We start from the raw sequence: 20793 nt of genomic DNA, 5'->3' as shown, positions 1-20793 counted from the left end.
GGTGAGCCTAGACGGTGTTACTCCATGGCGTCGCCGAGCAGGTGAGCGACTGAACATTCTTCGGCGTTGTCTAGGTTGATGCTGGCATTGATGTTGTAGAACGCCATCACCGAGATCATTCGGGTCGCCTGGTCACGGTTCACGTCGAGGTGTTCGATAGCCAAGGCGCGTAGGCGTTCGACCCCGTTTCTGGTCGCGGCGGCGATCTCATCGTCAGAGGTGGCGGCAGCCCAGGCATGGACCTGAATCGTGAGCAGGTCACGGTCTTCTGCGACGAGGTCGTCGTAGCTGGCGGCGAGTACAGGGAGACGTTCTTCTGCTGGAGTGTTCTCGACGGCAGCCGTCAGAGTTGCGACGATGCGGTCGCAGGCCGCCTCCCAGGCGGCGATGAACATCGCTTTCATGGTGCCAAAGCGCGCAAAACATTGTCATCCTGGGCAAATCCTCCGTCGGCAAAACCTACCTCGCACTCGCACTGCTCAACGCCGCCTACCGACCGAAAGGACTACACAGCCAAGTTCTTCCGCACCGACACCCTGGCCAACCACCTAACAGTGCTCAAACACGGTGACATTGAGCGGATGAAGTTCCTCGAGGAACTCCACACCTCGGATGTGCTCGTGCTGGATGATTTCCTTACCACCCCAATCGATGCCGCAACCGCGCATCAACTGCTGACCATCCTTGCCGAGCGAGAGCTGGTGGCTCTACCTCCACACGCAGTTGCCTGACGACCCTGTAGAGATCGCCAGGCAGCAAAACTGGGGCCAGGACGCACTCGCCAAAGCAACAAACCCTAGCCAACCAGGAAACACAAGCTACCAGCGGCCATGAGGACGGCCGACCAGCAACCTACGACAGCGCCATTGACACTGCCTACAACCACTCTATGGGAATACGCAAAGGCCACCTACAACTAAACCCCAACCCCACCAACACAATCTGTCGTTTAACTCGACACGCCGTAAAACAACACATTTTGTCGTTTAGGCCGTGGTGGGTGGGGGACGCAGCGCACAGCACAACGCGGGCCCAGGACAATCCGGGGCCCGCGTTGCTAGGGGTCTTGTTTATCAGGCGGTTTCTCACGCCGCCCGCCCTGCAAGACTCAGGGTGTTCTCTCTATCTCTCATGCGCCTCTCTCAAACGCACAAGATTATTATGCGGCAGGTTCCTTGTAATGCCATACCACCAACCTGCCAATTGCCTGTTAGTGAGAAAAGTTCCGTTAGCACTGATACGCACAACCGCGTGCGCATGGTGATGGGCTCGTTCCTCCCGATGAACCTGGGCATTCACTGACGCCTATGCGAGGAATGGTTTTGGGACACCTTGGTGGATGCCGATGCCGCCTCCAACCCCTTTCATTGGCAGTGGGTTGCCGGCTGCGGCAAGGAATCGCGCCAAGCTGCCCCCGATGCCTATGCATAGATCAAAGAACAAGCCGGCAACAAAAGCCGCAGGTAGAGGTCTACCATGGGACTAATGATGAGCCCACGGATTCATTCTCAAGCCGAACCACCTATTGGCCATACCCCGCTGATGCGCGTGGATGCCATTAATCCCCGTACCGATGTACACCTCTACCTCAAGCTAGAGCAATTCAACCTGGGCGGATCCGCCAAGGACCGCACCGCACGCGCACTCATCCAAGCCGCGCTTGGCGCCGGCGACATAGGCCCCGGATCCACCCTGGTGGAGTCTTCCTCGGGCAACCTTGGCATGGCGCTGGCCCGCCAGGCCCCACTTGCGGGTATGAAATTCCACTGCGTGGTCGATCCTCGCGTCAATTCCTCCACCGTGGCCACGATGCGGGCCTACGGCGCCCACGTAGAATTACTGGATCACCCGGACCCGGAAACCGGCGATTGGCTCACCGCTCGCCGCACCCGCGTGGCCGAGCTTCTAGAAGAGATCCCCGATTCTTTCAATCTCAACCAGTACTCCAACGAGGCCGCCTTTTACGCCCACGCCGAAGGCACGATGACGGAAATCATGTACCAGCTCGGACAGGCGCCCACCCACTTGCTCGTCGCTATGAGCACCACCGGCACTCTCGGCGGCTGCGTCCGCAAGCTCACTGAGCTTGGTGCTGATACGGAGACCATCGGTGTCGATGCCGAAGGCTCCGTGCTGTTTGGGGGCCAGCGCGGCACCCGCATGCTGCCGGGCTATGGCGCTGGCATTGTCACCGATCTATCCACCAAATTCTCGCCGTCCTCAGTCGAGCGTGTGCCCGATCTGGATGCCATTGTGGCAGCCCGTCGCCTCGCCCAGGCCGAAGGCCTTCTGCCCGGGGCCTCCGGCGGCGCGGTCATCGCAGCATTCCAGCGTCTCGCGCCTACCCTTCCGGCCGGTGCGGAGGTCGTGGCTGTACTCCACGACGGTGGCCAGCCTTACCTCGATACCATCTACAACGATTCCTGGGTCTGCGAGCATTTCGATATCTCTCCTCCCGAGCTCGCCGCGCGCGTCGAAGAGGATTCAGAGTGAGCTCGCAGGAACCTTCCCGCCGCATCGCCATCATCGGCGGCGGCCCACGCGGGCTGTGGGCCGTAGAAGAGCTCATCGGGCGCGCCGGCATCCCCGTGGATATCACCGTCTTTGATCCCTACCCCGCCGGCGCCGGCGCGGTGTATCGCCCGCAGCAGCCGCCGCAGTGGCGCCTTAACGTCAATTGCGCCATCGTCACCACCGCACACGATAGCTTCAACGCTTGGCGTACCCGCCGCGGGGAATCCACCACCGATGCCTTCCCGCCGCGCGCGCAGGTGGGGCAATTCTTGGCCGATACGTGGGCTGCTGCCCTGCACCGCGCCCCGCAGCACGTGCGCATTCGACACCTACCCCAGTGTGTGAGTTCGGTGTCTGCCGCTGACGGCGGGTTCATCGTCGATGGCTCGCCCTTCGACGAAGTCCTCGTCTGCACCGGCCACGATCACCTCCACCCCGGTGCCTTAGTCCACGAGCCTTCCCGCGTTCCGGTCACCGGACTCTACTTCGGCGCCGATTTGCCCAGTGCCCCGCGACGGATTGGGGTGCGCGGTGCTGCCTTGAGCTTCATCGATGTTTGCCTGCTGTACGGCGATACCTCCGAGGTCATCTTCCCAGTAAGCCGCAGCGGGCGTTTTATGGAGGTCAAACCCGCGCCGGGCACGCCGCAGCCCGAGATCCCGGCCCATGTAAGGCGCGCCTGTGCCGGCGTGCACAATGCCGATGAATTGCGCGACATCCTCCTGGCAGCCGCCGGATCGATGGGTGAGTTTTCCACCGGGGACCTCGCTGCAGTGCTCGACGGCCACGATTTTTCCGGTGATGCCGTCGCAGAACTGGACGCCTCCCTCCGAGTCGCTGAGGGCACAGGGCCCCTTACCCCGGCGGCGGCTGTGGGTGCGGCGTTTCGGGGGCTCTTTCAAGAATGCGTGGACTGGCACAAGGCTCATGGCCCCATGCCCGGCTTCCGTGAGCTCTCGCGCACCCTCGAGCGCGTGGCGTTTGGCCCACCCCCAGTCACCGCGCGGCGCCTGCTCGAGCTCATCCGCACAGGCGTGGTAGATACCCGCTACCTCGCCGCCCCGGACCAAATTGACCTTTGGCGCACACAAGGTGACATTGACCTGCTTATCGATGCCACCGTAGCTCCCCAAGCCACCCCCTCCCCTTTCCACGATGTCCCCGGCGTCGTGGAAATCGGCCGCATGAATGAGCTTGAGCTTCCCGGCCATGACTCGTTGAACCGTTCCGTGCACGATGACATCCCCCGCTGGGCAGAGAAAGTAGGAAACCCATGACCAACCACACCACCCCCTTGCCCGTTCATGGCACCGTCCCACTGCGCGCGCGGTGGGAAGAGTGGATGACAGAACTAGTGGGCGACCCAGCACAAGTTTCCCGCCTCACCTCCGAGTATGGTTCCCCGGTTAACATGCTCAACCCCGCGCCGCTGCACCGCAATGCGCAGGAGCTTCTCGACGCCGGCGCCTCCCACGGCGTGGATACCCAGGTATTCTTCGCCCGCAAGGCCAATAAAGCTTTGTGCTTCGTCGATGCTGCCCGCGAGGCTGGCCTGGGCGTTGACGTTGCCAGTGAAAATGAGCTGCGCCAAGTGCTCAACCGTGGCGTCTCACCAAAGCGGATCATCCTCAGTGCGGCCATCAAAACCGATGCGCTGCTGCACCTGGCCATCGAGCGCGGGGTGACCATTTCTTGTGACTCGCGTCCGGAAGCCGAGCACATCGCTGTCCTGGCCGGGGAACTCGGAGTAACCGCCCACGTCGCGCCCCGCCTTGCCCCCAACCCGGAGAATCTCCCACCGACGCGCTTCGGCGAACTCCTCCACGCATGGCAAAGCCATGCCTGGCCCGAAACCATCCACGCTGACGGCGTCCACGTACACCTGCATGGCTATAGCGAATCGGACCGCCGCACCGCGCTCGCGGAGGCCATCGCCCTCATCGAGCACCTCCGCGCGGCCGGCCAGCCTGCTTCCTTCATCGATATCGGCGGCGGTGTTCCCATGAGCTACCTCGAATCCCGCGGGCAATGGGAGTATTACCAGGAGCGCATCGCAGCCCAGCGCGCCGGCACCGGTGAGCCGTTCACCTGGAAGTCCGACCCGCTCTCAAATACCTACCCCTTCTGGCAGACACCCACCCGCGGCCAGTGGTTAGACCAACTCCTTTCTGGTGAGGTGGCCGGGTTTGGCCCTGCCGGCCGCGCCTTGGGCGAGCGAAAAATTTCTCTTCACTTGGAGCCGGGACGCAGCCTGCTCGATGGCTGCGGCATCATTCTCGCTGAGGTCAGCTTCCTCAAAGAGCGCTCCGACGGCCTGCCCCTCATCGGCGCCGCCATGAACCGCACCCAGTGCCGTACCGCGGCGGATGATATCTTGCTCGACCCGCTCCTCGTACCCACTGCCGGAGACCTCGGTGCGGTGGGCCGGGAACCGCGCACCGGGTTCGTGGTGGGGGCCTATTGCATCGAAGATGAAGTCATCTTGCGCCGCGAGCTCGATTTCCCCAAGGGCATTGCGGTGGGCGATACCCTCGCTATCCCTAACACCGCCGGTTACTTCATGCATATTTTGGAATCTGCCTCTCACCAGATTCCGTTAGCACGCAATGTCTACCTGGACGCAGACGGCCGGGGCTGGGCGCCGGACGATATCGACGCCTAGAGATCGCAGCCGCTATCTCCACGGGACTGGCTGGGCAAAGGAAAAGGGCTCCGAGGGTAAACCTCGAAGCCCTTTGTCAATTAGCGCGATGCGCCAGACCGATTTACTCGGTGTAGTTCTTCTCCACGGAAGCGTCGACCGGGATGCCCGGACCGGAAGTGGTGGAGATGGTGATCTTCTTGGCGTAGATGCCCTTGGCGGAGGCCGGCTTGAGACGGAGGATCTCGTCGTACAGCGCGCCGTAGTTCTCAGCCAGCTTCTCAGCGTCGAAGGAAGCCTTACCGATGATGGCGTGCAGGTTGGAAGCCTTGTCCACGCGGAACGAGATCTTACCGCCCTTGACGTCAGCAACAGCCTTGGTCACGTCAGCGGTGACGGTGCCGGTCTTCGGGTTCGGCATGAGACCACGCGGGCCCAAGACGCGGGCAACGCGGCCAACCTTGGCCATCTGGTCCGGGGTAGCGATAGCAACGTCGAAATCGATGTTGCCCTCGTTGATGGCGGTGATCAGCTCGTCGGTACCAACGATGTCGGCGCCAGCAGCCTTAGCTTCCTCAGCCTTGTCGCCCTCAGCGAAGACGGCGACGCGGACGTCCTTACCGGTGCCGTTCGGCAGGGAAACGGTACCGCGAACCAGCTGGTCAGCCTTACGCGGGTCAACGCCGAGACGGAAGACAACGTCTACGGTGGCGTCGAAGTTCTTGGAGGCGGTCTCCTTGGCCAGCTTGGCGGCCTCGATCGGGCGGTAGAGGCGGGAGCGGTCTACCAGCTCAGCGGCAGCCTTGTATGCCTTGGACTTGGTGCTCATATGATGCAATTCCTTTTCTTGGATTGATGTGGTCGAAGCGGGCCGTAGCTGGCCCTACCACGCGCACTACGGGGACGTAGTGCGCATTAAAAGCGATATTTACTTAGCCGGGATGCCGTCAACGGTGATGCCCATGGAGCGAGCGGTACCAGCGATGATGCGGGCGCCGTTGTCGATGTCACGAGCGTTGAGGTCCTCGAACTTGGTCTGTGCAATCTCCTTGCACTGATCCCAGGTCACGGAGCCGACCTTGTCGGTGTGCGGAACGCCGGAGCCCTTCTTGATGCCCGCAGCCTTGAGCAGGAGCTTCGCTGCCGGCGGGGTCTTCAGCTTGAAGTCGAAGGAACGGTCCTCGTAGACGGTGATTTCCACCGGCACGACGTTGCCGCGCTGGGACTCGGTCGCAGCGTTGTAGGCCTTGCAGAACTCCATGATGTTGACGCCGTGGGCACCGAGTGCCGGACCAACCGGCGGAGCCGGGTTAGCAGCGCCTGCCTCGATCTGGAGCTTGATCAGGCCGGTAACCTTCTTCTTGGGAGCCATCGAATTACCTCTTTCCTCGTGGTACCGAGGTGCCGCCACGATGAATAACAGCACCCCGTCCGGATGCCCACGCAGCGTGGGCCACCGGAGGATGAACGTATGTACATGCGCAAAAGCGCACGGCGTTCAAGTTTAGAACACCGTGCGCCCAGCACAAAATCGCTTTTTAGGAGATGCGCTCGATCTCCGTCGGGGACAGCTCCACCGGGGTCTCGCGGCCAAAGATGGACACCAAGCCCTGCATCTTGCCGGTTTCCGGGTCGATTTCTGAAATAGTGGCGGACACCGACGCCAGCGGACCAGACAGGATGGTGACTGCCTCGCCCACCTCGAAGTCGTGGGCGTACGCCTTAGCGGCCTCCTTCTCCGGCATAGCGACGACCTGCTCGCCTTCGGAATCAGCAGCCGAGCTCTCGGGATCCACGGTGGCATCGTTCGGCATGAGGAACTTGGCCACATCGCGGATCTTCACCGGAGTAGCATTGCCTTCGTTGCCCACGAAGGAGGTTACGCCCGGGGTATCGCGGACGACGGACCACGCGGCGTCGTTAAGCTCCATGCGCACAAGCACGTAACCCGGCAGCAGCTTACGCTTCACAACCTTCTTCTTGCCGTCCTTCTTTTCAATCACCTGCTCGACTGGCACGACGACGTCGAAGATGGAGTCCTCTACCTCGAGGGTCTGGGCACGCATGTCCAGGTTGGTCTTCACCTTGTTTTCGTAGCCGGAGTAGCACTGAATGATGTACCACTGGCCCGGCTGCTTCTTCAGCTCGCGGGTAAAGGCACGCAGGCGGGTCTTGTACTCAGCATCTGCTGCGGCGGTATCCGCAGATGCGCTTTCCGACGTCTCCTCGCCCTCACCGCTGCCTCCCAGCGCGGCCTCCGCTGCCTTCGCCGCAGCCTCCTTCTCGGCGGCTTCCTTCTCCTCAGGGGACAGCTCATCCTGCTGTTCCTGCGGCTCCTCAGCAGCAGCGTCAGTACCCTCAGAGGCGCCAGCGGCCTCGGAGGTAGCTACAGCATCAGCGGTTTCCTCAGCATTAACCTCGGCTGCTTCCACAGCCTCGGAGGCTTGGTCCTGGACGTTGTCGATCATGGCCTGCTCAAGGGAAGTGCCGGTGGTTTCGTCGCTCATTGTCTGCTCCATCTTCGTGTTAATCCGTCTAGTCACCACCAGGGTACTCGGCGTGGCTAGGGCAAAAAGTATCCCGCCGTTCCCCAGGTGGGATTCGGCGGGATGAAAGTATGTAGGTGATTCTACTAAGGCGCGAGGACTGCTTCAACTCCGAGGCCGGTAAGCGTGTCCACGCCCCACACCAACGCGGTGAGAATAATGAGGAAGGCGAAGGTCACGAGAACGTACTGGACCATTTCCTTACCGGTAGGCCAGACAACCTTCTTGATTTCAGAAGCGACCTCGCCCGGGAAGGACGCCACAGAGCCGCCAGCAGATTCTTCCTTCTTATCCTCGACACGCACGACGCGCTTGTCGTTGTAGGACTCAGTAGAGGTGGTTGCTGCGCCAGAGAGCTGACGCTTGCCGGTTGGGCGTGCGGCCCCGGTGCTCGGCTGCTTTTCATCGCTCACGGCGAGATCCTCCTTGGAAGTGATGTGGCAGGGGCGACAGGACTCGAACCTGCAACCTACGGTTTTGGAGACCGTTGCGCTACCAATTGCGCCACGCCCCTTTGCGTGTCCTTTTTGGGACAACGCACAACCCTACCAGAACGGTGATCCTTCATGGAAACCACCTGCCGTGTAAGGCTGGGAGTCGGTAGTAAAAAAGCGCCCACGGGGCGGGCGCTTTTCTTTCCCGGTAGCGATGGCGAGAATTGAACTCGCGACACAGCGATTATGAGTCGCTTGCTCTACCACTGAGCTACACCGCCATATTCACTTCCCAGACATGTCTGGAAACATGAATGGAGCCCCCTGACAGAATCGAACTGTCGACCTTTTCCTTACCATGGAAACGCTCTGCCGACTGAGCTAAGGGGGCACAGCCTCTTTGAGTCACGGATTATCTCCGCTGTGCTCTCGTTGAAGCCTTGAAAAGATTAACCCGAAACGCTCAAACAACACAAATCGCCAGCTTACTCGTTGTTTTTAAGCCTTCTAGAGGTTGCATTTCGGAATCACTACAAGCGCCACGCCGGCTTAAGGGACATTTCGTGTGGATAGATCAATTCCGGGGTCTCAACCCCTGGGGGTCGGTTTCAAGTGACACATCCCCCACCTGAGCCTGCCCTAGGGGTGCGGGTTCCGGACCCAGTCCCCCGACCATCGCAACGCAAAAATCGGGTTAAGGGTCAAAAAGTGTGTCCGGAATCGCGGATTTTCACGGATTGACCTGTAGGTTTCCGGAAAGTATATGCTCCGGAAGCATATATCTAGCTGTGATGTCCAGGGACGTTGTTGAGTCGGTCGAAGGGTACGCCGCCAATCGCAGAGTGGTGTCGGTGGTGGTTGTAGAAGTGGAGCCAGCCGGGCAGCGCCAGGCGTCGTTCGGCCTCTGAACCGTAAAACCTGGCATAGGCCCAGCCGTCCCCGAGCGTGCGGTGGAATCGCTCGATCTTCCCGTTCGTCTGCGGCCGGTAGGGGCGTGTCCGCTTGTGTCGGATGCCGAGCCGAGCGCAGAAGTCCCTCCATGCGTGGGATCTGTATGCCGACCCGTTGTCGGATAGGACTCGCTCGACGGTCACGCCTCGTTCGGCGAACCAGGCCACGGCGCGTTCGAGAACTCCCACCGCTGTGCTCGCCTGCTCATCCGACCAGATTTCTGCGTATGCGACGCGGGAGTGGTCGTCGATGACTGTGTGAACGAACGCCGTCCCGGTGCGCGGCTTGTGATCTTTTCCTCGTGGTAATCCCGGAGTCGCGAGCTTGTTCCGTGCGCCTTGCTGCCGACCTACGTAACGATGTCCACCGCCGTCGGGGATGTTGCCGAACTTCGTGACATCGACATGAATCAACGATCCCGGATGAGGATGCTCATATCGCCGCAATGGCTCGCCAGTGACACGATCGATATGCGAGAGGCGGTTCACGCGGCAACGGACGAGGACCGCGTGAACAGTCGACGTCGAGAGACCAAGTCGCGCAGCGATCTGGGCTGGCCCCAGTCGAAGCCGCCAGCGCAGGTTGATGATCTTCTTCTTGACATGCTCGGGCGTCCTGCCTGGGATCCGGTGCGGCTTGCTGGAGCGATCCTGCATCCCAAACTCACCCTCTTCCCGGTAGCGGCCTGCCCATTTCCGGGCAGTGATCGGGGAGACCATGAACATCTTGGGGTCGTTTGCGGGAGGGGGCGGAATCCTACGCTAAGGCTTTGGCCAGCGATATTCTCCGGTGAGATTGATGTGTTCCCATCCGAGCGGCGAAACATGGGCCAAGAGATCGGGCGATAGCAGCTTTCCATCGCGTTTCTGGTTTGCAACGACCTCGCCGAGCTTCATGGTGTTCCAGAAGATGATGATGGCGGCGAGCAGATTCATGCCGGCGATGCGGTAATGCTGGCCTTCGGCGGAACGGTCGCGGATTTCACCGCGGCGGTGGAAGCTGATTGCCCGCTTCAGCGCATGATGAGCTTCGCCTTTGTTGAGCCCGATCTGGGCACGCCGTTGGAGTTCGGCATCCAGAATCCAGTCGATCATGAACAGGGTGCGCTCGACGCGACCGACTTCCCGCAGGGCTGTCGCGAGCTCGTTCTGCCGCGGATAGGAGGCGAGTTTCCGCAGAATCTGGCTTGGCGCGACGGTCCCGGCAGCAATGGTGGCGGCGATGCGCAGGATGTCGGGCCAATTGCGCTCGATCATGGCTTGGTTGACCTTTCCGCCGATCAACGCTCGCAGGTGCGCCGGGGCGGCCGACGGATTGAACGCGTAGAGCCGTTTGGATGGCAGGTCGCGGATGCGCGGAGCGAACCGGTAGCCGAGAATGGCACATGCGGCAAAGACGTGATCGGTGAAGCCGCCCGTGTCGGTGAACTGCTCGCGGATATGGCGTCCAGCATCGTTCATCAGCAGGCCATCGAGGATGTAAGGCGCTTCGCTTGCCGTTGCAGGAATCACCTGGGTTGCGAACGGCGCATATTGGTCGGAGACGTGGCTATAGGCTTTCAGGCCCGGGGTATTGCCATATTTCGCGTTGACCAGGTTCATGGCCTCACCTTGCTCTGTAGCGACGAAGAACTGTCCGTCGCTCGAAGCCGACGTGCCCATGCCCCAGAACCGGGCCATGGGTAACGCTGCCTGTGCCTCGACCACCATGGCCAGCGCCCGGTCATAGGCTTCGCCCTCGACATGCCACCGTCCAATGCGGATCAATTCCCAGAAGGTGTGGGTGTTTGTCGCATCCGCCATTTTGCGCAAGCCGAGGTTGATCCCTTCCGCCAAGATAACGTTCATTAGCCCGATCCGGTCAGCGCAGGGTGCTCCTGTGCGCAGATGGGTGAACGCTTCGGTGAAGCCGGTCGCCGCATCCACCTCCAGCAGGAGATCGGTGATGCGCGTGGGCGGGATCTGCTTGTAGAGATCGAGCACCAGATCTTCGGCGCCTGTCGGCGCGGCGGCTTCGAGTTTCTCGATATGCAGAACGCCGTTTTCAATCGACCCGCCCGGGATCGTGCCTGCGCGAGCGGCACGGCCAAGCTCGCGCAACCGCATGTCGAGGCGAGCTTGCCGGTCTGCCAGCCATTCCTCCGGCCGCAATGGCACAGCGAGACGACCGCCTTCCGCGATGGCTTGTGCCGGAACGAGTGCGTGTTTCAGATCGCCATAGCGCCGGGACCTAGTAAGCCAGACATCTCCGGAGCGGAACGCATCGCGCAGATGGAACAGCACCGCGATCTCCCATAGGCGAGCGTCGCCAGCCCTCTGGGCCCGAAGGTGGCGATGCCATTTCGAGCTGGGCCGCAAGAAGCTGGTCATCGCGGCATCGTTCAAACCGGTACGAAGGGCCGTCACCGCTTCCAGAAGCGGCAGTGCAACGGGCGCAGCTCGCAGATCGAGCAGGCGCAACATGCGTGGAGCGTATCGGCGGAAGCGGTGATAACCGTCGAGCACATGATTGAGCGGATCGTCGGCCATGGTGGCGGTCAGCCTGGTTGCCATTGCAACAAGGGTTTTTAAGCCGTCCCACCCTGACCCACTCGCGATGACATCGCCCAGCGGCTGGCCATCATCCTGTGCATCGACCAGGGCGCCCCCGATCTCGGCGAAGGATTTCAGGGTGTCACGCACCACCCCCGCTTCGTCTGCGACCTTTGCATGGCAAATACGCTCCGAAGCACGGTAGAGACGGCCGACGATCCGGTCGTGGGTTTCGACCACTGCGTCGGCCAACATCGCCTGCCATTCCGAGACGCAAACAGCCAAGATCGCAAGCCGCCTGTCCTCCGGGAGATCGCGCATGCCGTCGGCATAATACCGTTCACCCTGCCTGCGCAGACGAGTCACCCGATGGGCAGGAACGCCGGCAAGCAGATCCTCGGGGAGATCGACGCGTTGCAGATATTCGAGCCGGTCGAGCAGCCGGTTGGCCGACGAAGAGTTCGAGCCAGGCTCGAACTGGCGCAGCCACACAAAACGGGTCACCCGATCATCAGCCGTCTCCTCGAGCAATGCCAGCAACTGTTCTCGGATCGACATAGGCAGCCGACTGGCGATCCTCGTCTCGATGCGTCGCTCGGCATCGACGAGAGCCGCGGCACAAAGCCGCTCGATCGTGGATGTCGCGGGAAGGACAGTGCGGGTGCGTCGGCACTCGGCTACGAAGCGACGGGCGATATCCTCGTTCGACACCGCCATCTCGGCTTCTCGGAACAACCATTCCTTCAGCTCGCTCGCACCACGTCCGGAGAAGGTGCGGAAGCCGTAGAGCCCCCGTAACTCGGCAAGATGCTCGTGCCGTGTTTCCTCGCGGGCAGCATAGTCTACGAGATCGTCGGCACCCAGGCCAAGCTGCGCTCCGATAAATTCGATGACCTCTGCAGGGATCAGTTCGCCTGGAGCCAGCACCCGGCCGGGATAGCGCAGGACACACAATTGCAGGGCGAAGCCGAACCTGTTGTGAGCGCGCCGACGCAGCCTGATATGCCCAAAGTCTTCATCACTCAGCGTATAGTGCTTGAGCAAATCCGTCTGTGAAGTCGGCAAGCGCAACAGCGCGTCTTTCTGCCGATCGGTTAGAGTGACGCGACGCGGCATACATGTTCCTTTTTCAAAATCTGATAGCGTTCAAGACGCTTTGTTTATGAAGCTGGTTGAGATACATTTCCAGAGGTCAATGCAATCGTGGCCGAAGCGCCGCCTCAAACCAACGTTTGTGATACATGCTGATCGGATATGCCCGCGTCTCCAAAGCCGATGGCTCGCAGTCTCTCGACCTGCAGCACGACGCCTTGCGCGCCGCAGGTGTCGAACGGGACAATATCTATGATGATCTTGCTTCCGGCGGTCGTGATGATCGCCCTGGCTTGACTGCCTGCCTCAAGTCATTGCGTGACGGCGATGTGCTGGTGGTCTGGAAGCTCGATCGCCTCGGACGATCGCTTGCCCATCTGGTCAACACGGTGAAGGAGCTGTCAGACCGCAAGATCGGCCTGCGGGTTCTGACTGGAAAGGGCGCTCAGAGGCACTGTTGCAAAGTTAGCGATGAGGCAGCCTTTTGTCTTATTCAAAGGCCTTACATTTCAAAAACTCTGCTTACCAGGCGCATTTCGCCCAGGGGATCACCATAATAAAATGCTGAGGCCTGGCCTTTGCGTAGTGCACGCATCACCTCAATACCTTTGATGGTGGCGTAAGCCGTCTTCATGGATTTAAATCCCAGCGTGGCGCCGATTATCCGTTTCAGTTTGCCATGATCGCATTCAATCACGTTGTTCCGGTACTTAATCTGTCGGTGTTCAACGTCAGACGGGCACCGGCCTTCGCGTTTGAGCAGAGCAAGCGCGCGACCATAGGCGGGCGCTTTATCCGTGTTGATGAATCGCGGGATCTGCCACTTCTTCACGTTGTTGAGGATTTTACCCAGAAACCGGTATGCAGCTTTGCTGTTACGACGGGAGGAGAGATAAAAATCGACAGTGCGGCCCCGGCTGTCGACGGCCCGGTACAGATACGCCCAGCGGCCATTGACCTTCACGTAGGTTTCATCCATGTGCCACGGGCAAAGATCGGAAGGGTTACGCCAGTACCAGCGCAGCCGTTTTTCCATTTCAGGCGCATAACGCTGAACCCAGCGGTAAATCGTGGAGTGATCGACATTCACTCCGCGTTCAGCCAGCATCTCCTGCAGCTCACGGTAACTGATGCCGTATTTGCAGTACCAGCGTACGGCCCACAGAATGATGTCACGCTGAAAATGCCGGCCTTTGAATGGGTTCATGTGCAGCTCCATCAGCAAAAGGGGATGATAAGTTTATCACCACCGACTATTTGCAACAGTGCCAACCCATGTTATATTGCACAAGATAAAAATATATCATCATGAACAATAAAACTGTCTGCTTACATAAACAGTAATACAAGGGGTGTTATGAGCCATATTCAACGGGAAACGTCTTGCTCGAGGCCGCGATTAAATTCCAACCTGGATGCTGATTTATATGGGTATAGATGGGCTCGCGATAATGTCGGGCAATCAGGTGCGACAATCTATCGATTGTATGGGAAGCCCAATGCGCCAGAGTTGTTTCTGAAACATGGCAAAGGTAGCGTTGCCAATGATGTTACAGATGAGATGGTCAGACTAAACTGGCTGACGGCATTTATGCCTCTTCCGACCATCAAGCATTTTATCCGTACTCCTGATGATGCATGGTTACTCACCACTGCGATCCCCGGGAAAACAGCATTCCAGGTATTAGAAGAATATCCTGATTCAGGTGAAAATATTGTTGATGCGCTGGCAGTGTTCCTGCGCCGGTTGCATTCGATTCCTGTTTGTAATTGTCCTTTTAACAGCGATCGCGTATTTCGTCTCGCTCAGGCGCAATCACGAATGAATAACGGTTTGGTTGATGCTAGTGATTTTGATGACGAGCGTAATGGCTGGCCTGTTGAACAAGTCTGGAAAGAAATGCATAAGCTTTTGCCATTCTCACCGGATTCAGTCGTCACTCATGGTGATTTCTCACTTGATAACCTTATTTTTGACGAGGGGAAATTAATAGGTTGTATTGATGTTGGACGAGTCGGAATCGCAGACCGATACCAGGATCTTGCCATCCTATGGAACTGCCTCGGTGAGTTTTCTCCTTCATTACAGAAACGGCTTTTTCAAAAATATGGTATTGATAATCCTGATATGAATAAATTGCAGTTTCATTTGATGCTCGATGAGTTTTTCTGATAGTTAGTCTTTGTAGAGACACAAACCTGAAATTCCGGACACCGCGCTTCAGGACATCTCCCTGGACGCCGATATCTGGCAGTATCCGGACGGGGCACTGTTGCAAATAGTCGGTGGTGATAAACTTATCATCCCCTTTTGCTGATGGAGCTGCACATGAACCCATTCAAAGGCCGGCATTTTCAGCGTGACATCATTCTGTGGGCCGTACGCTGGTACTGCAAATACGGCATCAGTTACCGTGAGCTGCAGGAGATGCTGGCTGAACGCGGAGTGAATGTCGATCACTCCACGATTTACCGCTGGGTTCAGCGTTATGCGCCTGAAATGGAAAAACGGCTGCGCTGGTACTGGCGTAACCCTTCCGATCTTTGCCCGTGGCACATGGATGAAACCTACGTGAAGGTCAATGGCCGCTGGGCGTATCTGTACCGGGCCGTCGACAGCCGGGGCCGCACTGTCGATTTTTATCTCTCCTCCCGTCGTAACAGCAAAGCTGCATACCGGTTTCTGGGTAAAATCCTCAACAACGTGAAGAAGTGGCAGATCCCGCGATTCATCAACACGGATAAAGCGCCCGCCTATGGTCGCGCGCTTGCTCTGCTCAAACGCGAAGGCCGGTGCCCGTCTGACGTTGAACACCGACAGATTAAGTACCGGAACAACGTGATTGAATGCGATCATGGCAAACTGAAACGGATAATCAACGCCACGCTGGGATTTAAATCCATGAAGACGGCTTACGCCACCATCAAAGGTATTGAGGTGATGCGTGCACTACGCAAAGGCCAGGCCTCAGCATTTTATTATGGTGATCCCCTGGGCGAAATGCGCCTGGTAAGCAGAGTTTTTGAAATGTAAGGCCTTTGAATAAGACAAAAGGCTGCCTCATCGCTAACTTTGCAACAGTGCCCGCTCAGATCGACACCACGACTGCGTCCGGTCGCATGGTGTTCGGAATCTTCGCCACCTTGGCCGAGTTCGAGCGGGATCTGATCCGAGAGCGCACCATGGCGGGTCTCGCCTCCGCGAGAGCGCGCGGTCGCAAGGGCGGACGAAAATTCGCGCTCACCAAAGCTCAGGTGCGTCTCGCGCAAGCCGCCATGGCCCAGCGCGATACTTCAGTTTCCGATCTCTGCAAGGAACTCGGCATCGAGCGCGTCACTCTCTACCGATATGTCGGTCCCAAAGGCGAGCTCAGAGACCATGGAAAGCATGTTCTCGGACTTACGTAGCAACTCGTTTCTTTTCGCAGGTTGAGCCACCTCCGCGCTTCATCAGAAAACTGAAGGAACCTCCATTGAATCGAACTAATATTTTTTTGGTGAATCGCATTCTGACTGGTTGCCTGTCAGAGGCGGAGAATCTGGTGATTTTGTTTTTCGACGTGGTGACGGGCATGCCTTCGCGAAAATCGCACCTGCTTCCCGCCGCGGTGAGCTCGCTGGAGAGCGTGACCGCCTCATTTGGCTCAAAGGTCGAGGTGTGGCTTGCCCCGAGGTGATCAACTGGCAGGAGGAACAGGAGGGTGCATGCTTGGTGATAACGGCAATTCCGGGAGTACCGGCGGCTGATCTGTCTGGAGCGGATTTGCTCAAAGCGTGGCCGTCAATGGGGCAGCAACTTGGCGCTGTTCACAGCCTATCGGTTGATCAATGTCCGTTTGAGCGCAGGCTGTCGCGAATGTTCGGACGCGCCGTTGATGTGGTGTCCCGCAATGCCGTCAATCCCGACTTCTTACCGGACGAGGACAAGAGTACGCCGCAGCTCGATCTTTTGGCTCGTGTCGAACGAGAGCTACCGGTGCGGCTCGACCAAGAGCGCACCGATATGGTTGTTTGCCATGGTGATCCCTGCATGCCGAACTTCATGGTGGACCCTAAAACTCTTCAATGCACGGGTCTGATCGACCTTGGGCGGCTCGGAACAGCAGATCGCTATGCCGATTTGGCACTCATGATTGCTAACGCCGAAGAGAACTGGGCAGCGCCAGATGAAGCAGAGCGCGCCTTCGCTGTCCTATTCAATGTATTGGGGATCGAAGCCCCCGACCGCGAACGCCTTGCCTTCTATCTGCGATTGGACCCTCTGACTTGGGGTTGATGTTCATGCCGCCTGTTTTTCCTGCTCATTGGCACGTTTCGCAACCTGTTCTCATTGCGGACACCTTTTCCAGCCTCGTTTGGAAAGTTTCATTGCCAGACGGGACTCCTGCAATCGTCAAGGGATTGAAACCTATAGAAGACATTGCTGATGAACTGCGCGGGGCCGACTATCTGGTATGGCGCAATGGGAGGGGAGCAGTCCGGTTGCTCGGTCGTGAGAACAATCTGATGTTGCTCGAATATGCCGGGGAGCGAATGCTCTCTCACATCGTTGCCGAGCACGGCGACTACCAGGCGACCGAAATTGCAGCGGAACTAATGGCGAAGCTGTATGCCGCATCTGAGGAACCCCTGCCTTCTGCCCTTCTCCCGATCCGGGATCGCTTTGCAGCTTTGTTTCAGCGGGCGCGCGATGATCAAAACGCAGGTTGTCAAACTGACTACGTCCACGCGGCGATTATAGCCGATCAAATGATGAGCAATGCCTCGGAACTGCGTGGGCTACATGGCGATCTGCATCATGAAAACATCATGTTCTCCAGTCGCGGCTGGCTGGTGATAGATCCCGTCGGTCTGGTCGGTGAAGTGGGCTTTGGCGCCGCCAATATGTTCTACGATCCGGCTGACAGAGACGACCTTTGTCTCGATCCTAGACGCATTGCACAGATGGCGGACGCATTCTCTCGTGCGCTGGACGTCGATCCGCGTCGCCTGCTCGACCAGGCGTACGCTTATGGGTGCCTTTCCGCAGCTTGGAACGCGGATGGAGAAGAGGAGCAACGCGATCTAGCTATCGCGGCCGCGATCAAGCAGGTGCGACAGACGTCATACTAGATATCAAGCGACTTCTCCTATCCCCTGGGAACACATCAATCTTACCGGAGAATATCGTTGGCCAAAGCCTTAGCGTAGGATTTCGCCCTCTCCCGCAAACGACCCCATCTTTGCGGCGATCGTGGCCGGATAGCCGTCTTCGACAATCAGCCGAGCTAACCGGAGACGGGCACGAGGAGTGAGAAGAGCGTTCGGATGGGTCATCAATTGGCCTCCGCCGCGGTCTTCGTAAGCGCGCGTCTGGTGAGAAGCATGATGACGAGAGCGATCGCTGTCAGCACCGAAGCGACCCAAACCGGCGCGAGCAGCCCCAGCCCGGTCGCGAGCCCGAGCGCACCAAGCACGGGCCCCGCTGCAGCTCCGATATTCAATGCTGCGGTTGCGTACGAACCGCCCATCGTTGGCGCACCCGATGCTGCATACAGCACACGCGTGATCAGAGTACTGCCGACGCCGAACGACAGGAATCCCTGAACGAGGACGAGGACGATAAGCGCAACGGGATGAGATGCGACCACTGCCAACACGATCCAGCCTGTCAGCAATAGCGGTCCGCCGACTGCGAGCACGAGGCCAGGTCGTTGATCTGATAGTCGTCCTGCGATCGTGACGCCAAGGAACGATCCGATGCCGAACATCACCAGCGCGACGGACACCCACGCTTCGGCCAAGCCCGCGGTCTCGGTCACGATGGGTGCCAGGAAGGTGAATGCCGCAAAGGTCCCTCCGTTGATCAGCGCTCCGAGTGCCATGGCCAGGATGAGCCGCGGCGTCGCCAACTGGCTGAGCTCGACACGGAGCCTTGGTGAGGTCGCGCTAGTCTCGCTCCGACCAACATTGTTCGTGACGCCACGAATGACTCCAACGGCCGCGGGAATACAGAGGATGGCGATCGCCCAGAACGTCGTTCGCCAGCCCAGCGCTGTGCCGAGCAGTGCCCCGGCGGGGACGCCCACGACGGTTGCGATCGTCGTGCCGGAGAGCAGGATCGACAGTGCACGCCCCTTCTGGTTCGCTGGCACGAGGGTAGTGGCCGTGCTCAGTGCTACGGCGAGGAATCCTGCGTTTGCGAGAGCGCTGAGCACCCGGGTGATGAGCAGGAGAGAGAACACTGGTGTCATCGCTCCGATGACGTGGCTTCCCGCGAACACGAGAAGGCAAACGATCAATGTGAGCCGCGGTGGCCAACGGCGAGCGAATGCCGCCATCACTGGCGCGCCGACGACCGTACCGACTGCGAATGCGGAGGTCAGCAGGCCCGCAGTGCCGACCGAGACGTCAAGTTCGGTCGCGATCGCGGGGAGCAATCCCGCGAGCATGAATTCTGAAGTGCCCATGACGAAGACCGCCAGGGCAAGCATGTAAAGGGCAAAAGGCATCGAGTACTCCGAGGTGTGAGATCAAGAAATGGTTCTTCTTGTCACCACGGCCAGCGCCCCGGGTACGCCAGACATACGCCCACACAGATCGTGGGCGTCGTAACTAGTGGTTCAAGGGGCTGGCGGTGTGACCGACAACCCCTGACCTGTCTGATTCGGGACTCGACATGCCCCAAACTCTAACATGCCTTCAATGGCAAGGGCAAGCGGTCTGGACAGATACTTCTTGAATCGGCACGGTGTCATTACGGGCGGGGGCCAGAACAACGTCCCTGGACATCACATCTAGCCCCCGACGGGAAATCCTCGGTGTGGCAGCCGTGATGTGCTATGCGCGGCGTGGTGTGGTGTCGCAATGTCGAAGAACCAACCACGCTGCCACTGCGGCGGTGAAATGAAACGCAACGGCACCACCAGCAAAGGCACCACCAGATGGCGCTGCAAACAATGCGGCGCCTCCAGCGTCAAACGTCGAAACGACATCACCAACGCGGCAGTGTTCACCCAGTTCATCGAGCATTGCACCACCGCAATATCACTCGACGACCTAGCCAAACGAAACGGTGTTAGCCGCGCCACCATGAAGCGGCGCTTCAAGTGGTGCTGGCTCGTTGATGTGCCTGACCCCACCGCCGGCCACCACAAGCGGATCTACGACCAGGTATTTCTCGATGGCACCTACACCGCCGGTGGCTGCCTGATCGTCGCGGCGACCATCGACCACGTGATCGCCTGGCACTGGTGCAAACACGAAACCACCCGCGACTACCAACTGCTGCTTGAACGCATCGAAGCCCCACTCATCGCCGTCATCGACGGCGGCCAAGGCGCATACAGCGCAATCAAAAAGTGCTGGCCGACTACGAAAATTCAACGCTGCCTCGTCCACGCCCAACGCGTGGTCCGCCGCTACACCACCACCAACCCACGCACCGATGCCGGGCGCACCATCTACCGACTTGCGCTGAAACTGACCCGGATCACCACACTGGATGAAGCCGCCGCGTGGGGTGTGCAACTGCACGAGTTTTCAACGATCTACCGGGAATGGATGAACGAGAAAACCATGATCAAAGACCCCAAAACAGGTGCATGGACCCGCGTGTGGACCCACCACAACGTGCGCAAGGCCTACAACAGCCTCAACCATCTTTGGCGGTCCGAGATGCTGTTTGTCTACCTCAACCCGCCAGCAGGAGTCCTTGCGCCCGAGCGGATCAAATCCACCACCAACAGCTTAGAAGGCGGCATCAACGCCCAGCTCAAACTGCTCGCCAGAACCCACCGCGGCAGATCAGGCGAACGACAACGCCGCATGCTGGATTGGTGGCTCTACTTAAAAACGGAACTGCCTGACGATCCAGTACGAATCGCCAGGCAGTCCGACTGGGGCCAGGGCCAACTCGCCAAAGTATCCACCCTGACCCAAACCGAGAACCAAGCCGACCACGAAACAGGACGCCCAGCCCTCTACGACAACGCTATCGACACCGACTACACCCACTCAATCGGCATTCAAAAAGGCCAAATCTAACCCCCGCGACACGCCGAGCCAGACACACATTTTGACCCTTAACCCCAAAAATCCCGCAA

18 protein-coding genes, 3 tRNA genes and 6 pseudogenes are annotated in these 20793 nt (G+C 59.1%); 13 read left to right on the top strand and 14 right to left on the bottom strand.

Going from position 1 to position 20793, the window contains the following annotated elements; translation table 11 throughout:
- Positions 1-17: 17 nt before the first annotated feature.
- Positions 18-395 (bottom strand): hypothetical protein, encoded by a 378-nt coding sequence (locus tag CSING_RS13540; protein WP_144403096.1) that lies wholly within the window; start codon positions 393-395, stop codon positions 18-20.
- A 29-nt stretch (positions 396-424) separates the two neighbouring features.
- Between CSING_RS13540 and CSING_RS13980 the strand changes: the two genes are divergently transcribed.
- The 6 genes and pseudogenes from CSING_RS13980 (at position 425) to CSING_RS01960 (ending at position 5176) form a co-directional block, all read left to right on the top strand.
- A complete protein-coding gene (locus CSING_RS13980) occupies positions 425-571 on the top strand; it encodes a hypothetical protein (RefSeq protein ID WP_321969373.1) in 147 nt (48 codons plus the stop codon).
- Positions 572-699: 128 nt separating this feature from the next.
- Positions 700-913 (top strand): annotated as a pseudogene (locus CSING_RS13535) (IS1249 family transposase); the annotation flags it as partial.
- A gap of 329 nt (positions 914-1242) precedes the next feature.
- Positions 1243-1401, top strand: a pseudogene (locus CSING_RS13160) (FAD-binding domain-containing protein); the annotation flags it as partial.
- Positions 1402-1476: 75 nt separating this feature from the next.
- Positions 1477-2493 (top strand): pyridoxal-phosphate dependent enzyme, encoded by a 1017-nt coding sequence (locus CSING_RS01970; protein ID WP_042529234.1) that lies wholly within the window; start codon positions 1477-1479, stop codon positions 2491-2493.
- Positions 2490-3791 (top strand): FAD/NAD(P)-binding protein, encoded by a 1302-nt coding sequence (locus CSING_RS01965; protein ID WP_042529232.1) that lies wholly within the window; start codon positions 2490-2492, stop codon positions 3789-3791. The genes CSING_RS01970 and CSING_RS01965 overlap by 4 nt, the downstream gene beginning before the upstream one ends.
- Complete coding sequence (locus CSING_RS01960; RefSeq protein ID WP_042529230.1) at positions 3788-5176, top strand: type III PLP-dependent enzyme domain-containing protein; 1389 nt, start codon at positions 3788-3790, stop codon at positions 5174-5176. Before CSING_RS01965 ends, CSING_RS01960 begins: the two co-directional genes overlap by 4 nt.
- Before the next feature lie 103 nt (positions 5177-5279).
- On the opposite strand, the gene rplA is transcribed toward CSING_RS01960, so the two are convergent.
- The 9 genes and pseudogenes from rplA to CSING_RS01915 all read right to left on the bottom strand — a co-directional run bounded on the left by rplA (position 5280) and on the right by CSING_RS01915 (position 12733).
- Complete coding sequence (rplA, locus tag CSING_RS01955) at positions 5280-5984, bottom strand: 50S ribosomal protein L1 (protein ID WP_042529228.1); 705 nt, start codon at positions 5982-5984, stop codon at positions 5280-5282.
- Between the two features lie 99 nt (positions 5985-6083).
- Complete coding sequence (gene rplK / locus CSING_RS01950; protein ID WP_042529226.1) at positions 6084-6527, bottom strand: 50S ribosomal protein L11; 444 nt, start codon at positions 6525-6527, stop codon at positions 6084-6086.
- Positions 6528-6693: 166 nt separating this feature from the next.
- On the bottom strand, positions 6694-7662 hold the full coding sequence (gene nusG / locus CSING_RS01945; protein ID WP_042529224.1) for a transcription termination/antitermination protein NusG: 969 nt from the start codon (positions 7660-7662) through the stop codon (positions 6694-6696).
- Between the two features lie 125 nt (positions 7663-7787).
- On the bottom strand, positions 7788-8114 hold the full coding sequence (secE, locus tag CSING_RS01940; protein WP_042533032.1) for a preprotein translocase subunit SecE: 327 nt from the start codon (positions 8112-8114) through the stop codon (positions 7788-7790).
- 25 nt (positions 8115-8139) lie between these two features.
- Positions 8140-8215 (bottom strand) — tRNA-Trp (locus tag CSING_RS01935).
- Positions 8216-8344: 129 nt separating this feature from the next.
- Positions 8345-8416 (bottom strand) — tRNA-Met (locus tag CSING_RS01930).
- 34 nt (positions 8417-8450) lie between these two features.
- Positions 8451-8526 (bottom strand) — tRNA-Thr (locus CSING_RS01925).
- Between the two features lie 391 nt (positions 8527-8917).
- Positions 8918-9808: pseudogene (locus tag CSING_RS01920) on the bottom strand (IS481-like element IS5564 family transposase); the annotation flags it as partial.
- A gap of 39 nt (positions 9809-9847) precedes the next feature.
- Positions 9848-12733, bottom strand: coding sequence for a Tn3 family transposase (locus tag CSING_RS01915; RefSeq protein WP_011116984.1), 2886 nt, complete (start codon positions 12731-12733; stop codon positions 9848-9850).
- A gap of 125 nt (positions 12734-12858) precedes the next feature.
- On the opposite strand from CSING_RS01915, the gene CSING_RS13155 reads away from it, so the two are divergent.
- On the top strand, positions 12859-13266 hold the full coding sequence (locus CSING_RS13155) for a recombinase family protein (protein WP_012360777.1): 408 nt from the start codon (positions 12859-12861) through the stop codon (positions 13264-13266).
- Here the strand turns inward: CSING_RS13155 and CSING_RS01910 are convergent.
- A complete protein-coding gene (locus CSING_RS01910) occupies positions 13212-13916 on the bottom strand; it encodes an IS6-like element IS26 family transposase (RefSeq protein WP_001067855.1) in 705 nt (234 codons plus the stop codon). The two genes, CSING_RS13155 and CSING_RS01910, sit on opposite strands and share 55 nt — an antisense overlap.
- 150 nt (positions 13917-14066) lie before the next feature.
- Between CSING_RS01910 and aph(3')-Ia the strand changes: the two genes are divergently transcribed.
- The 5 genes and pseudogenes from aph(3')-Ia (at position 14067) to CSING_RS01880 (ending at position 17821) form a co-directional block, all read left to right on the top strand.
- On the top strand, positions 14067-14882 hold the full coding sequence (gene aph(3')-Ia / locus CSING_RS01905) for an aminoglycoside O-phosphotransferase APH(3')-Ia (RefSeq protein WP_000018326.1): 816 nt from the start codon (positions 14067-14069) through the stop codon (positions 14880-14882).
- A 156-nt stretch (positions 14883-15038) separates the two neighbouring features.
- Positions 15039-15743, top strand: coding sequence for an IS6-like element IS26 family transposase (locus CSING_RS01900; RefSeq protein WP_001067858.1), 705 nt, complete (start codon positions 15039-15041; stop codon positions 15741-15743).
- 53 nt (positions 15744-15796) lie between these two features.
- A pseudogene (locus tag CSING_RS01895) lies at positions 15797-16117 on the top strand (recombinase family protein); the annotation flags it as partial.
- Positions 16118-16182: 65 nt separating this feature from the next.
- Positions 16183-16985, top strand: a pseudogene (gene aph(3'')-Ib, locus CSING_RS01885) (aminoglycoside O-phosphotransferase APH(3'')-Ib).
- Entirely contained in the window at positions 16985-17821 is an 837-nt protein-coding gene (locus CSING_RS01880; protein WP_000480968.1) for an aminoglycoside O-phosphotransferase APH(6)-Id, read from the top strand. Before aph(3'')-Ib ends, CSING_RS01880 begins: the two are co-directional and overlap by 1 nt.
- A gap of 105 nt (positions 17822-17926) precedes the next feature.
- Here the strand turns inward: CSING_RS01880 and CSING_RS13530 are convergent.
- The 3 genes and pseudogenes from CSING_RS13530 to CSING_RS14190 form a co-directional block, all read right to left on the bottom strand.
- Positions 17927-18025, bottom strand: a pseudogene (locus CSING_RS13530) (IS481 family transposase); the annotation flags it as partial.
- Entirely contained in the window at positions 18025-19200 is a 1176-nt protein-coding gene (cmx, locus tag CSING_RS01875) for a chloramphenicol efflux MFS transporter Cmx (RefSeq protein ID WP_042529219.1), read from the bottom strand. The pseudogene CSING_RS13530 and the gene cmx, both read right to left, overlap by 1 nt.
- Positions 19201-19221: 21 nt before the next feature.
- Positions 19222-19275 carry a chloramphenicol resistance leader peptide gene (locus CSING_RS14190; protein ID WP_011113070.1) on the bottom strand — a complete coding sequence of 18 codons (54 nt, stop codon included), beginning with the start codon at positions 19273-19275 and terminating at the stop codon, positions 19222-19224.
- Between the two features lie 280 nt (positions 19276-19555).
- Here CSING_RS14190 and CSING_RS01870 point away from each other — a divergent pair, with 280 nt between their 5' ends.
- Positions 19556-20734 (top strand): IS256-like element IS1249 family transposase, encoded by a 1179-nt coding sequence (locus tag CSING_RS01870; RefSeq protein ID WP_005323424.1) that lies wholly within the window; start codon positions 19556-19558, stop codon positions 20732-20734.
- Positions 20735-20793 lie beyond the last annotated feature (59 nt).

It is taken from the genome of Corynebacterium singulare, from assembly GCF_000833575.1.
GTDB lineage: Bacteria > Actinomycetota > Actinomycetes > Mycobacteriales > Mycobacteriaceae > Corynebacterium > Corynebacterium singulare.
The sequence above is the reverse complement of the archived record's forward strand: the minus strand, read 5'-3'. Positions and strand labels throughout refer to the sequence as shown.

Excerpts from the sequence above, each read along its gene's own strand:
- CSING_RS13540 (WP_144403096.1), bottom strand. The coding sequence starts at position 395 with ATGTTCATCGCCGCCTGGGAGGCGGCCTGCGACCGCATCGTCGCAACT.
- CSING_RS01970 (WP_042529234.1), top strand. The coding sequence starts at position 1,477 with ATGGGACTAATGATGAGCCCACGGATTCATTCTCAAGCCGAACCACCT.
- CSING_RS01960 (WP_042529230.1), top strand. The coding sequence starts at position 3,788 with ATGACCAACCACACCACCCCCTTGCCCGTTCATGGCACCGTCCCACTG.
- rplA (WP_042529228.1), bottom strand. The coding sequence starts at position 5,984 with ATGAGCACCAAGTCCAAGGCATACAAGGCTGCCGCTGAGCTGGTAGAC.
- rplK (WP_042529226.1), bottom strand. The coding sequence starts at position 6,527 with ATGGCTCCCAAGAAGAAGGTTACCGGCCTGATCAAGCTCCAGATCGAG.
- nusG (WP_042529224.1), bottom strand. The coding sequence starts at position 7,662 with ATGAGCGACGAAACCACCGGCACTTCCCTTGAGCAGGCCATGATCGAC.
- CSING_RS01915 (WP_011116984.1), bottom strand. The coding sequence starts at position 12,733 with ATGCCGCGTCGCGTCACTCTAACCGATCGGCAGAAAGACGCGCTGTTG.
- CSING_RS13155 (WP_012360777.1), top strand. The coding sequence starts at position 12,859 with ATGCTGATCGGATATGCCCGCGTCTCCAAAGCCGATGGCTCGCAGTCT.
- CSING_RS01910 (WP_001067855.1), bottom strand. The coding sequence starts at position 13,916 with ATGAACCCATTCAAAGGCCGGCATTTTCAGCGTGACATCATTCTGTGG.
- CSING_RS01900 (WP_001067858.1), top strand. The coding sequence starts at position 15,039 with ATGAACCCATTCAAAGGCCGGCATTTTCAGCGTGACATCATTCTGTGG.
- CSING_RS01880 (WP_000480968.1), top strand. The coding sequence starts at position 16,985 with ATGTTCATGCCGCCTGTTTTTCCTGCTCATTGGCACGTTTCGCAACCT.
- cmx (WP_042529219.1), bottom strand. The coding sequence starts at position 19,200 with ATGCCTTTTGCCCTTTACATGCTTGCCCTGGCGGTCTTCGTCATGGGC.
- CSING_RS01870 (WP_005323424.1), top strand. The coding sequence starts at position 19,556 with ATGTCGAAGAACCAACCACGCTGCCACTGCGGCGGTGAAATGAAACGC.